The organism is Dorea chungnamensis (assembly GCF_039832125.1).
GTDB lineage: Bacteria > Bacillota > Clostridia > Lachnospirales > Lachnospiraceae > JAFBIX01.
In genome coordinates this window covers 1-12,734 of record NZ_JBDOHT010000029.1, presented here as the reverse complement: position 1 = coordinate 12,734, position 12,734 = coordinate 1, and the positions used below count along the sequence as shown (strand labels likewise).

Annotated in this window: 15 protein-coding genes and 2 pseudogenes; 12 read left to right on the top strand and 5 right to left on the bottom strand. The window is 43.7% G+C overall.

What is annotated here, in order from left to right; genetic code table 11:
• Positions 1-139 precede the first annotated feature (139 nt).
• From ABE613_RS14955 to ABE613_RS14940, 4 genes are all read left to right on the top strand, one after another.
• Positions 140-535, top strand: coding sequence for a rhodanese-like domain-containing protein (locus ABE613_RS14955; protein WP_347376803.1), 396 nt, complete (start codon positions 140-142; stop codon positions 533-535).
• A gap of 71 nt (positions 536-606) precedes the next feature.
• Positions 607-912, top strand: a complete 306-nt coding sequence (gene trxA, locus ABE613_RS14950) for a thioredoxin (RefSeq protein ID WP_118718022.1) — start codon at positions 607-609, stop codon at positions 910-912.
• Positions 913-924: 12 nt separating this feature from the next.
• Positions 925-1,245, top strand: coding sequence for a rhodanese-like domain-containing protein (locus ABE613_RS14945; protein WP_347376802.1), 321 nt, complete (start codon positions 925-927; stop codon positions 1,243-1,245).
• Position 1,246: 1 nt separating this feature from the next.
• Entirely contained in the window at positions 1,247-2,941 is a 1,695-nt protein-coding gene (locus ABE613_RS14940) for an FAD-dependent oxidoreductase (RefSeq protein WP_347376801.1), read from the top strand.
• A 48-nt stretch (positions 2,942-2,989) separates the two neighbouring features.
• Here the strand turns inward: ABE613_RS14940 and ABE613_RS14935 are convergent, their stop codons facing one another.
• Positions 2,990-3,649 carry a Crp/Fnr family transcriptional regulator gene (locus tag ABE613_RS14935; protein WP_235249355.1) on the bottom strand — a complete coding sequence of 220 codons (660 nt, stop codon included), beginning with the start codon at positions 3,647-3,649 and terminating at the stop codon, positions 2,990-2,992.
• A 135-nt stretch (positions 3,650-3,784) separates the two neighbouring features.
• On the opposite strand from ABE613_RS14935, the gene ABE613_RS14930 reads away from it, so the two are divergent.
• The 8 genes and pseudogenes from ABE613_RS14930 to ABE613_RS14895 all read left to right on the top strand — a co-directional run bounded on the left by ABE613_RS14930 (position 3,785) and on the right by ABE613_RS14895 (position 8,797).
• Entirely contained in the window at positions 3,785-4,555 is a 771-nt protein-coding gene (locus tag ABE613_RS14930) for a NifB/NifX family molybdenum-iron cluster-binding protein (RefSeq protein ID WP_235254956.1), read from the top strand.
• Between the two features lie 131 nt (positions 4,556-4,686).
• Entirely contained in the window at positions 4,687-5,637 is a 951-nt protein-coding gene (locus ABE613_RS14925) for a hypothetical protein (protein ID WP_347376800.1), read from the top strand.
• A complete protein-coding gene (locus tag ABE613_RS14920) occupies positions 5,634-5,951 on the top strand; it encodes a hypothetical protein (protein WP_347376799.1) in 318 nt (105 codons plus the stop codon). The genes ABE613_RS14925 and ABE613_RS14920 overlap by 4 nt, the downstream gene beginning before the upstream one ends.
• Before the next feature lie 98 nt (positions 5,952-6,049).
• A pseudogene (locus ABE613_RS14915) lies at positions 6,050-6,343 on the top strand (thioredoxin family protein); the annotation flags it as partial.
• Between the two features lie 66 nt (positions 6,344-6,409).
• Complete coding sequence (gene trxB / locus ABE613_RS14910; protein WP_347376804.1) at positions 6,410-7,315, top strand: thioredoxin-disulfide reductase; 906 nt, start codon at positions 6,410-6,412, stop codon at positions 7,313-7,315.
• Between the two features lies 1 nt (position 7,316).
• Positions 7,317-7,532 (top strand): hypothetical protein, encoded by a 216-nt coding sequence (locus tag ABE613_RS14905; protein ID WP_235249362.1) that lies wholly within the window; start codon positions 7,317-7,319, stop codon positions 7,530-7,532.
• Complete coding sequence (locus tag ABE613_RS14900) at positions 7,517-8,179, top strand: cytochrome c biogenesis CcdA family protein (protein ID WP_262655191.1); 663 nt, start codon at positions 7,517-7,519, stop codon at positions 8,177-8,179. The genes ABE613_RS14905 and ABE613_RS14900 overlap by 16 nt, the downstream gene beginning before the upstream one ends.
• Before the next feature lie 9 nt (positions 8,180-8,188).
• Positions 8,189-8,797, top strand: a complete 609-nt coding sequence (locus tag ABE613_RS14895; protein ID WP_347376798.1) for a TlpA family protein disulfide reductase — start codon at positions 8,189-8,191, stop codon at positions 8,795-8,797.
• 239 nt (positions 8,798-9,036) lie between these two features.
• Here the strand turns inward: ABE613_RS14895 and ABE613_RS14890 are convergent, their stop codons facing one another.
• The 4 genes and pseudogenes from ABE613_RS14890 to ABE613_RS14875 all read right to left on the bottom strand — a co-directional run.
• Positions 9,037-9,867 (bottom strand): methyltransferase domain-containing protein, encoded by an 831-nt coding sequence (locus ABE613_RS14890; protein WP_083655179.1) that lies wholly within the window; start codon positions 9,865-9,867, stop codon positions 9,037-9,039.
• Between the two features lie 314 nt (positions 9,868-10,181).
• The gene (locus tag ABE613_RS14885; protein ID WP_347376797.1) at positions 10,182-11,342 is read right to left on the bottom strand and encodes an IS91 family transposase; all 1,161 of its coding nucleotides are present in this window, start codon (positions 11,340-11,342) and stop codon (positions 10,182-10,184) included.
• Positions 11,335-12,222, bottom strand: a complete 888-nt coding sequence (locus ABE613_RS14880) for a tyrosine-type recombinase/integrase (RefSeq protein WP_347376796.1) — start codon at positions 12,220-12,222, stop codon at positions 11,335-11,337. The genes ABE613_RS14885 and ABE613_RS14880 overlap by 8 nt, the downstream gene beginning before the upstream one ends.
• A 281-nt stretch (positions 12,223-12,503) precedes the next feature.
• Positions 12,504-12,614: pseudogene (locus ABE613_RS14875) on the bottom strand (VOC family protein); the annotation flags it as partial.
• Positions 12,615-12,734: the final 120 nt, after the last annotated feature.

Here is a 12,734-nt window from a genome sequence, read left to right as displayed (position 1 = left end):
GTTTGGTAGCCTACATTATACACGAAAAAGGGGGTCATTGCTTTTTTATATGCAAAAAGTGGTGAAGTCCTTGAAAATATAAGGTTTTAAAGAAAAATAGGACTGTAAAACTTTACAGTACCCTTCAAAATATGGAGGTATGCACATGAAAAGAATCATTCCCATTTTAATGACCTTACTGCTTCTCTCTGGTTGTGCAACGCAATCCGCTGAAAAAACCTATCGACAGATTACTATGGAGGAAGCTATTACGATGATGGAGGAGGAAACCGGATACATCATCCTCGATGTTCGTACTGCTCAGGAATATAGCGAAAAGCATATTCCCGGTGCTATCAATATTGCCAACGAATCCATTGGCACAGAGGATATCTCTGAACTGCCGGATAAAGATCAGCTGATTCTGGTATACTGCCGCAGCGGTAATCGGAGTAAGCAGGCATCTGAAAAACTGGTGAAACTGGGCTACACCAATATCATTGAGATCGGCGGAATTAATAGTTGGCCCGGTGAAACAGTCACCGGCGATAAGTGATAAAATCACAGAACAAGGAACGACTACTGGATATAATAAAGCCATAAAAAAGAAAACAGGAGGACTTAAATATGTCTGCTATCAGTGTTAATAAAAACAATTTCAATCAAGAGGTTTTGAACTCGGACAAGCCCGTCCTGATGGATTTCTGGGCTCCCTGGTGTGGTCCTTGCCGCATGGTAGTTCCTCTGGTAGAGGAGATTGCCAAGGAGCGCTCCGATATCAAGGTTGTTAAAATTAATGTGGATGAGGAACAGGAACTGGCTATGCAGTTCGGTGTGATGAGCATACCCACTCTGGTGGTTATGAAGAACGGAAAGATTGTCAATCAAGTCACCGGTGCCAGACCTAAGGCTCAGATTCTCGCCATGCTGTAAGGAGGTGCAAAGATGAGATTCTTCGATTTCCTGAAAGGCCCTGACATCAATCAGGGTGTCAAAGAATATAGCACTACGGATAGCGCAGTCCTGTTGGATGTTCGCACCCCCGACGAATACCGGCAGGGGCATATCCCCGGCAGTAAAAATGTTCCTTTGCAGTCCATTGACAAAGTGGCTGGCATGATTGACAATAAAGCTACCCCCATCTTTGTACACTGTCTCAGCGGTGCAAGAAGCCGTCAGGCAGCTGCTATTTTGAAGCAGATGGGTTATACCAACGTGAAAAACATAGGCGGAATTTCCGCTTATGCAGGAAAGGTGGAACGATAATATGAAAGTTGTCATTGTAGGCGGTGTGGCAGGCGGTGCTACCGCTGCCGCCCGTATTCGCAGACTGAATGAGCAGGCAGAAATCGTAGTTTTTGAGCGCTCGGGGTATATCTCCTATGCCAACTGTGGTCTGCCATACTATATCGGTGATGTGATTACCGATCGGTCGGATCTGACCCTCCAGACCCCGGAAAGCTTCTTCTCCCGGTTCCATGTAAACATGAAGGTGCGTCATGAGGTCACGGCTATCCATCCCGAAAAAAAAGAAGTTACCGTGAAAAATCTAGAAACCGGTGAGGAGTTCGAGGAGAGCTATGACAAGCTGATTCTCTCTCCCGGAGCCAAGCCTACCCAGCCCCGGCTTCCCGGTGTAGGTCTTGATAAGCTGTTTACCCTGCGCACTGTTGAAGATACCTTCTGCATCAAGGATTACATCAATGCAAACCATCCCAAATCCGCTGTACTGGCAGGTGGTGGCTTCATTGGATTGGAGCTGGCAGAAAACCTGCAAGAGCTGGGGATGGATGTCACCATTGTCCAGCGTCCAAAACAGCTTATGAATCCCTTTGATGCCGATATGGCTTCTTTCATCCATAATGAAATGCGCAAGCACGGTGTAAAGCTGGCACTTGGTCATACCGTAGAAGGGTTTGAGGAAAGGGACGGCGGCGTGGATGTGCTGCTGAAAGACGAACAGCCTCTCCATGCGGATATGGTAATCCTGGCCATTGGTGTTTCTCCCGAAACCACCCTTGCAAAGGATGCCGGGTTGGAACTGGGCATTAAAGGAAGTATTGTGGTCAATGACCGAATGGAAACCTCCATTTCCGACATCTATGCCGTGGGCGATGCGGTGCAGGTGAAGCACTTCGTCACCGGGCAGGATGCTCTGATCTCTTTGGCTGGCCCTGCCAATAAACAGGGACGAATCGCTGCGGACAACATCTGTGGCGGAGACAGCCATTATACCGGCTCCCAGGGCAGCAGTGTCATCAAGATCTTCGGCATGACTGCCGCTACTACCGGCGTAAATGAGACCAACGCCAGAAAAACAGGGCTAGATGTTGATACGGTTATCCTGTCGCCCATGAGCCATGCAGGTTACTACCCCGGCGGGAAAGTCATGACAATGAAGGTGGTCTTTGAAAAGGCGACTTATCGCCTGCTGGGTGCGCAGATCGTAGGCTATGAAGGTGTGGATAAGCGCATTGATGTGCTGGCCACCGCTATCCGGGCAGGAATGAAAGCCACGGAACTGAAGGATCTGGATCTGGCCTACGCACCGCCTTATTCCTCTGCGAAAGACCCGGTAAATATGGCTGGCTTTATGGTTGAGAATATCGCAAACGGTGTTCTGAAACAATGGCATCTGGAAGATGCAGATCGTCTTCCTCGTGACGGAAGCGTAACTCTGTTGGACACCCGCACTGTGGAAGAATTCGCACACGGACACATTGACGGCTTCTTTAACATCCCGGTGGACGAGCTGCGGGAGCGGCTGGGTGAGCTGGACAAGCGTAAGCCTGTCTACGTCATCTGTCAGAGCGGTCTGCGCAGCTACATTGCCTGTCGTATCCTGGCCGGAAACGGCTTTGACTGCTATAACTTCTCCGGCGGCTTCCGTTTCTATGATGCTGTGACCAATGATCGCTGTCTCATCGAATCGGCTACGGCCTGCGGAATGGATCGAGCATAAAATCAGGACATCTGCTTGCAACTAATAGCAAGCAGATGTCCTTTTTGCTTAATCATTTTGCAATTGTTCCAGTCTGATTTTGTCTGTAACCTCCACTGTTCCACGAGTCAGCCTGACCATACCCTCGTTCTGGAAATAGCGAAGCATTCGGGTAACTACCTCACGGGCGGTGCCCATGTGGCCCGCAATGGTTTCATGGGTAATCTTGAGGATGTTTGTTTCCTCTAAGCTGCATTCCTCCAGCAGAAATTCTGCCAGCCTTTTATCAAAGCTTTTCCACATGATCTGCTCCATGAGCCACATAACCTCAGAAAAACGGGTAGCCATAATTTCGTTGGTAAAATTAGCTACCACAGCAGACTCTTTCATAATGCGCTGATAAGTGTCAGCAGAAATAACCCACATCGTGGTATCCTTCTGCGCCTCAATGGTGATCTCAAACTGAATGCTGTTCATCATACAGGAGGCGGAAAACAGGCAAATATCCCGATCAAACAAACGATAGAGGCTAATCTCCCGTCCTTCATCGGAAAGAATATAGGCACGAAGCTGTCCGCTTCTTACCAGCAGAAGACCGGTACACTCCACAGTTCCGTTGTGAATCACAGTCCCTTTGTCCACTTTTCGTAAAACTGCATTTCGCTCCAAAATCTGCTGCTGGGTCGGTGTCAGTTTGTTCCAAATTGGAAAATAAGATGAAAAATCCATGGGTACACCTCCTTGAATACACATAGTATAAAATAATTTATGGCATATGTCAATAATTCCGTTGACATATAGGAAAAGGAGATGTACAATGGTCGTATAAATAGCATATGCCACAAATAATATGGAGGTGAATCTATGCCAAGACCGAGAAAATGCAGAAAAGTTTGTTGTTTGCCGGATAATGATGGTTTTGTTCCGGTTCGTGGCGGCGAGGAACTGACTCCCATTGTCCTGAATGTGGATGAGTATGAATCCATTCGCCTGATTGACCGTGAAGGTTTTTCTCAGGAGCAATGCGGAGAATATATGCGTATTGCCAGAACAACGGTTCAGCAGATTTATGCAGCTGCCCGCAAAAAACTGGCCGATGCGCTGGTTGAGGGACTTCCTCTGCGAATCGAGGGAGGGGATTTTACACTCTGCAGCGGAAACAGCGCAGCCTACGGGTGCAAAAATTGCTATCAGCAAAAAATTCATCCGATGCACGAAAAACCGAAAGGAGATAATATTATGAGAATTGCAGTCACTTATGAAAACGGAGAAATTTTTCAGCACTTCGGTCACACCGAACAGTTTAAAATCTACGATGTGGAAGATGGAAAAATCATTTCGTCTGAGGTTGTGGATGCTGGCGGCAGCGGACATGGTGCACTGGCAGGCGTCCTGAGTGCACTGAAGGTGGATGCCCTGATCTGCGGCGGTATTGGCGGCGGTGCCCAGATGGCACTGAGCGATGTGGGTATCCGGCTTTATGGTGGTGTTTCCGGCAACGCTGATGCAGCAGCAGAAGCACTGGCAGCAGGCGAGCTGGACTTCAACCCCAATGTCCGGTGTGATCATCACGACCACCATGGGGAAGGTCACTCTTGCGGTTCCCACGGCTGCGGCCATCACTCCTGCGACTAAAATAGGTGATTAAGTCACGGAATATGTGTCGTGGGTTCTTTAATCACTATAGCCTATAGATGATGGAAGTATAAAAGGCAGTATGCCGCCTGTCGGTTTCCCGGCAGGCGGTTTTTTACAGGAGGATACCTATGAGTCAAGACAATGCCAGCTTTACCTTTTTACATCGCATAGAGGAAGTAGAACTGAACATTGAGGATGGACGCTGGCAATCTGCTTTGGCATTGGCGCTGACTTTGCCTGATATTTGTGGCGGAATTGCTTTCCCAGAAATTGTAAAGCGTTATCGGGATGGGCGTGCTGTTCTGGACAGAAACCAGAGACCAACTCGTGATGTAGGAAATCAATATATTCGTTGGTTTGATACATACGCAGCACCTTTCTTTAAAGTTTCTGCGCAGGATATCTCTCCGTATATCTGCGGAGAACGATGCTGGCAGCTTCGATGTGAATACCTGCACCAAAACAAAGGCTTTGCAAATACTGAGGACAATACTTCGATTCGTTTTCACTTGGGTGTGAATTGCGGAACTTCCGTTTGCCAACTGGATAGAATAAGTTCTGACAACAGCCTCACGGACATCCGTATTGATATTGAACAGTTTTGCCGAAGAATGTGTCAAGCGGTCAGAGCTTATTATGAAGCAGTACATACAGAAAAAGATTTCAACATTTATAATACGCCAGTTCTTGATTTTATAAAGGCATCACAGGATGAGCAATCAAATGCCACGATTGCCATTATGTGTAGTGATTCAGCCTATGGGAACGGACTGAGACTGGTACTGCAGAAGTTATCCAAGCATATCCTTGTATTTGAAACCCCGGAAGCTGCAAGAAAAAAGCTTGGAAAGAAAAAGCCTATGCTTTGGGTTGTTACAGAAGCTCTGACAAAACAGCCGGATCAGCCATGGCGGGCGGATAAAAGAACACCCGTAATTCTTCTGTCCAATCAACCGGAATCAGAAATAACGATTGAAAAGAATACGGGTAAGGTGATCATCTTGCCTGTTCCCGTTCTACCAGAAACGCTTCGTAATGCAGTAAAGGCTTATCTTTTGATAAAGGAGGGAAAGCAATGAGAATGATTATTATTATCCTATCAATCATATTACTACTACTTCTTCTTACTTCTTTTCTCTATATTCAAAAGAAAAAAGTGATGTCGCTTCAACAGCAGATTGGTGATCTCCAAAATAAAATTAGTATTCTTGAGAAACAATATCTTTCAGCTGAACAGTATAACGATTCTCTCAGGCAGGAAGCATACACGGTTCATTTATATGCTTCTCTCTCGCTGGAGGAGGCAAGAAAAACATCCATAAAAGATAAGCAGTCTCAAATCATCCGTTCCAGTGAACATATCCTCGAGTTACTTAATAACGAAAAAGTTTAGTGCGGCAGCAATGTCGCACTATTTTATGTGATATCATCACCGAAATGTTATTTTAGATTGGCTATACTATAATCAAGCAAAGGAAAGGAGCTGGCAATATGGCAGTTATCAATATTAATAGAAATCAATTTGAAGAAATGGTGCATAGCGGAAAGACTGTTCTGGTGGAGTTTTCAGCCCCTTGGTGCGTATATTGCCGCCGTCTGGATCCAGCATTGGAAAGCGTTGCTGAGGAATATAAGGATACGCTGGTATTCACTGCTGTCAACATTGATGATGAACCGGAATTGGCTGAGACCGAGGCTATTGAAGTTGTCCCTACTCTGCTGATCTATCACAGCGGACAGACTCTTGGCTCTATCGTCGCTCCGGAATCCAGAGCGCAGCTGGTGGCTTTTATTGAGGAAACCTTACAGCACCGGACTCAGGAAGTAAATAATGCGCAGCATATCTATGACATGATCGTTGTAGGTGGCGGTCCCGGCGGGTATACCGCAGCCCTTTATGCTGCAAGAGCAGGAATGGGCACCGTGGTTTTAGAAAAGCTGTCTGCCGGTGGGCAGATGGCTCTGACCGAGCAAATCGACAACTATCCCGGCTTCGAGGATGGCATCGACGGTTTCTCCCTGGGAGAAAAAATGAAGCGAGGAACGGAGCGGTTTGGTGTGGAAACCAAGCTGACTGAGGTGCTGTCTCTGGAACTGTCAGGTTCTGTAAAGAAAGCTGTGACCAGCGAAGGCGCTATGTACGCAAAATCCATCGTATTGGCTACAGGAGCCGGTCCCAGAGAGCTGGGTGTTGATGGGGAACAGGCGTTAATCGGTAAAGGTGTCCATTACTGTGCGGCCTGTGACGGAATGTTCTATCGGAACAAAACGGTTGTCATCGCAGGAGGTGGCAATACCGCTGCGGCGGATGCGCTGATTCTCTCCCGTATCTGCAAAAAAGTCATCGTCGTCCACCGCAGAGGCACCCTAAAAGCAACAAAGATCTACCATGAACCTTTGATGAAAACAGAAAATGTAGAATTTCTCTGGGACAGTGAGATTATAGCTCTGCTCCATAACGAAAAGCTGACCGGTATCCAGATTAGGAACGTGAAAACTGGAGAAGAAAGTACCCTTGCTTGCGATGGTGTATTTGTAAGCGTGGGAAGAAAGCCTTCCACCGAATTGATGAAAGATCAGATTGAGATTGATCCGGCTGGATACATTATTGCAGATGAGAGTACCCGCACCAACATCCCCGGTGTGTTCGCCGTTGGGGATGTCCGCACAAAGGCATTACGGCAGGTCGTAACTGCTGTAGCCGATGGGGCAACTGCTGTTCACTATGCAGAGGAATATTTAGCAGGAGGAATGTGAGATGAAAGAAAAAATTAAAAAATGGCTGAAGCCAGTTCTTTTTACCGCAGGCGGCGCATTAGTTGGCCTTGCATATTACTACTTTGTGGGATGCCCCACTGGTGCTTGTCCGCTGACTTCTAACCCGTTCATCACAATGGCCTATATGGGCTTTATCGGCTGGCTGTTGTCCGGTATTTTCGGAAAGGGGTGCAGCGGTTCATGCAATACGCAGTAGCTTTCCTGGAGGGCATTATCACCTTCATATCACCCTGCCTGCTTCCCATGCTGCCCATCTATATCTCCTATTTTGCAGGTGGTGGAGAACGCAGCACAAAAAAGACCTTGTTGGGAGCGTTGGGATTTGTTAGTGGGTTTACTGTAATCTTTGTGGCAATGGGCACTTTGGCAGGCACCATTGGCAGCTTCCTGCGAGAATACAAAGGTGCAGTGAATTTAATTTCCGGATTGATAGTAATTCTTTTTGGCCTCAATTTTCTGGGCATTTTCAAAATGAATTTGTTCAGAGGCGGCAGTAAAACATTAAACAGTCGTGAGATGGGGTTCTTCCCCGCTATGCTCTTTGGCATAATATTTTCCTTGGGCTGGACACCTTGTGTGGGCGCATTCCTCGGTTCTGCCTTGATGCTGGCCTCTCAGCAGGGTCATGTAATCAAAGGTATGCTGATGCTGCTTTGCTATTCGTTGGGACTTGGCATTCCTTTTCTTCTCAGTGCTATTCTGATCGACTATTTGAAGTCAGCCTTCAACTGGATTAAAAAACACTACCGGATCATCAATACTGTCAGCGGCTGTTTCCTGATATTGGTGGGTATCCTGATGGCAACAGGAACGCTGGGACAGCTACTCAACCTGCTTAGTTGAGGAGGGTTTATGAATAAAAAGAAGATAATAAAGATACTCGTTCTTGTGTTTGTTCTCATTTTAGGTGGCGCAGGAATTCTATATAAACAGCTTGGACAGAAACTGGCTCCCAATCTGCTTGCTACACAAACACCGCAGGAACCCGAATCCACAGAAGCCTCCACTCCAACAACACAAGAGAATGAATCAGAAAAGATATTGGCCCTGGATTTTACAGTTTACGATCTGGATGGAAATGAAGTTCATCTTTCGGATTTTATCGGGAAATCCGTTGTCCTAAACTTCTGGGCAAGCTGGTGTAGTCCATGTAAAATGGAAATGCCTGATTTTAACGAAAAGTATCTGGAAATTGGTGAAGAAGTACAGTTTCTCATCATCAATATGACCGATGGCTCCAGAGAGACTGTGGAAACTGCATCTGCTTTCATCGCAGAACAGGGCTATTCTTTCCCGGTATTTTACGATACAGATCAGGATGCCGCTGCAACCTACGGTGTTTATTCACTGCCTACCACATATTTTATTGATGAGGAGGGAAACGCAATCGCTCAAGCAACGGGTGCAATTGATGAAGAAACCTTGCAGCAAGGAATTGACATGATTATTTCCGACAGGTGATGATCAGCATATTATATCGAAGTAAAATGCAAAAAAGTGGCCACGGTCTCACACTCCAAAACGGAATGGACCGTGGCTCTTTCTCTACCTTCAGCGCTGTTCTTCTTTTTGTTGTTTCTTCTCTTCCACTCGTTTGTGACGGTCAATACCCAAGATAAAAAGAGGGCGCACTGGCTATTTGTGAATCAATGCGTCCCGTTCATTCTGTTTCCAGTTCGACAAACTGAAAGTTTCAAGCGTTATAGACTTCCCACAAATATCTCTGCATCAATCGTCAAAGTTTTTAGCTTTTTGAAATCAATCTCAGTTTTATCTACATGGAAGAGCAGTGGGGTCATGTCTGCAAAAATTTTAATATCCTCTAACGGCATTTCATATGATTCTGAAACTCTTTTTTGGTAAATAACAGAATACTGCTTCTTGAATAAGTTAATCACATTCTCATTGGAATACTCTTGATTTTTCAAATGTTCTTTTGCAATGTTTCTGAACTCCATCAGATGTTTATTCCCAGGAATAACCTTTACAATATAGCCGCTATCCGTCAGAACTCTATTGAACTCCAAATAATTAGCTGGTGTAAATATGTCCAGTATACAGTCTACTGAGTGGTCTCTAATTGGCATATTTTCCAAATCACCCACAAACCACTTTATAGACTTACTACCGTCTCTTTTTGAAGCAAGGGAAATGGCATCTTTTGAAATATCAAAAGCAACTATATCTGCTTGAAATAGTTCTTTGATTTTTCTAGAATAATATCCTTCACCACATCCGACATCAAGAATAGTTGTTATGTTTTCAAGCTTGCTCAATATATGTGTTATCTCCGTAAGAATATGTGAATAGTATCCCTTTTCTAAAATATCCATTCTGCTTTCAAAAGAAGTTCTGCTATAATGCTTAGATTGCTTTTGATTTAATGCAAAATTCACATATCCTAATTTAGAAATATCGAAACAATGCTTATTACTACACAGCAAACTATTGCCTACCATCTTTAACTTTCGTTTACATATTGGACAACGAAAAAGCTTTTCGCTGTCATTAAATCTAATAATTTTATTCATGACATCCTCCATTATTACATTCTTGCCCGAAAGCGAGTTATGTAATACGGATGTACCGCAACACAACTCGCGGTATTATCTTAATCTCATATATGCTGTCATCTTATCACCTCCTCAAATTCAAGTTGAACCAAATCGCGTCAGGTTATCCAAGATACTATGGAATTTCAATGTGTTTTCTCTTCCCTGATTTTATCAAAAATAATCGGTTTTGAAAATCTGTAAATTCTTTTACAGACACTTTTGTGGATTGATAGCACGACAAATAGACCTTCCTGGTCAGAAGGCTTTCCAGACATATTTAATTGTATTTTCTACCCCGTAAGGGAATAGGAACCACGGAGTCTGAAGGATGAGAGCTTTCCACCACATACTTCACATTTACAGATATCTTTTTGATACAGAATCAGAAGCTTTTCGGCAACTGTCTTATTTCTTAACTGAGAGAGATATTGCATACTGTTTAAAAGCTTTCTGCATAAATCCATTTTCTCTTTTTTGCTTCGGCAGGAAAGAATACCATAGTGCCGAATACGTACAAACCCTTTAGGGAGCACATGCATAAGAAACATACGTAGGAATTCTGTCCCTTTCACAGTGTAAGGAATCATTTTTCCACCATTTTTGTAGTCCTTGGCAAGATAAGTGACTGTTTCGGATGTCATACTGATAATCCGGCTATTGCTGATGGCAATCCGATGTGTGTATCTGCCCAGATATTTAATCACCGAGTTTGCACCATTAAAGGCTTCTTTGGTATATACAACCCATTCCCTTGCATAAAGCGTATCTAATAGTTCTTTGAAAGTATAATGATTTTGAAATTTTTGTGATGTTCCAGAGTATTGCAGTTTTCCTGATTCACGAAGCAGTTTGAGTTCTTTCAGGTAATGTTTCTTAAATACAGCTGACATCACTTTTACTGGAAAGAAAAACTTTTTTCCTTTATCTTTCCAATGATTAGTGGAATCCAGACCACCGCCAAGAACTATAGTGTGAAGATGGGGATGATAATTCATTCTTGAACCCCAGGTGTGAAGTACACAAATGTATCCGATTCTTGCTCCAAGATGTTTTGGATCAGAAGACAGTTCAGTCATAGTCAGATGTACTGCATGATACAGTGCATCATATAAAAGCTTCTGATTCGAATACACTAAAGGATACAGTTCTTCCGGGATTGTAAATACGGTATGAAAGTACGGAACATCAAGTACATTTTCCTGCTGTTTATCAATCCACTCATCGACTTCCATACCCTGACACATCGGACAGTGTCTGTTCTTGCAGGAATTATAATGAATGTACTTCTTGTGACAGGATTCACATTCACTGATATTAGCTCCCATTTCGGCAGTTTTGCATTTGGAGATACATAGTGCTGCCATATGCTGTTCGGAAGAAAAAAGATGTGTTTCACTGTATTTCGGAAGGAACTGATGAAAAACATCCTGAATGGTGATTACATTACTCATTAGAATCACCATCCTTTTTCTTAGGTTTGCGACCACGTTTTTTCTTTTGTGGATGATCTAATGGGCTTTTAATTCCCATTACTGTTTTGTTGGAGATATGGATATAAACCTGTGTCGATTCCAGACAGCGATGTCCAAGCATAGACTGGACATAATTAATGGGAACACCCTGTTCAATCATGTGACTGGCAAAGGAATGACGGAGAGTGTGAGGATGAACGCTTAATCCTGCATCTTTTCCAACAGCTCGAAGCATAATCTCAACACCACTTACTTTTAGTGGTTCATGAGGTTCATCCAAAGAAACAAACAGATAGTCTCTTTTAACAGGGTAACTTCTCCAATACTCTTTTAAGAGTTCAAGTGCCCGGTATGAGAGTATTGTCCAGCGGTCACGATGATTTTTGCTTTGGGGAACATAAACCTGCATCCTGCTCATGTATATATCTTCAGCCCTAAGCTTCACAAGTTCTCCGACTCTAAGTCCTGATGAATAAAGCAGTGCAATGATTGCTTTGTTTCGGATGTGTGAAGCAGTAGCAATCAGAGCTTCCACTTCACTAAGTGAAAGAACTTCTGGAAGACGTGCATCAATTCGCATTCTGGGAACAATGTCCTGATCCCAAGGTATATGAAGTACATGTTTATATAGAAATGCGATGGAAGAATTATAAAAGTTACATGTGGAAGCAGATACTCCACTTTTCCTTTTGAAAAGAATAAATTCTCTGGCATCCTTTAGACAAAGTTCTTCCATAGGTTTATTACCTGTCCATTTCATAAAAGAAGTGATATTTGATATATAAGTTTCTGCAGTTCTAGAAGAACGGTTACGAATCAGACATTCCTCTTTAAGCTGTTCAAAATATTTTTCGTACATAATAAATCCTCCATGTAAAAGTCAGCAATTCAAGGTATCACTGCTTACATGGAGGTGCATTGGAATAATAAAACCGCTTGCTAAAAGAACGGTTTGGTGTTAATCTTTTCATAGGCAGTGGTAATGTCGATCCTGTTTGATTGTTGGTTGTGGTGACTTAACAATACTACTTTTAGGACTTGGTTTCCACTGCTTTTTTATGTAGGAATAGAAAAACTGCGCCACAGCCTTGGCAGGCCATCGCGCAGCGATTTGGTTCAATCAGAATTTATATAGCTGATTTATACAGGTGTTCCAACTTCGATTAGATTTCCGTCAAAATCATAGAATCTGACCACCTTTTGCCCCCAACTGTGTGTTATCAGGTGATTGACATATTCAATTTCAGGGTATCCTCCATTCATTACAAATTTCTTAATCCACTATAATCTAACTCGTATATTTTATCACATACCTCATCAATATACTTTCTATCGTGAGAAATACTGATAATAGCTCCCGGGAACTCTCTA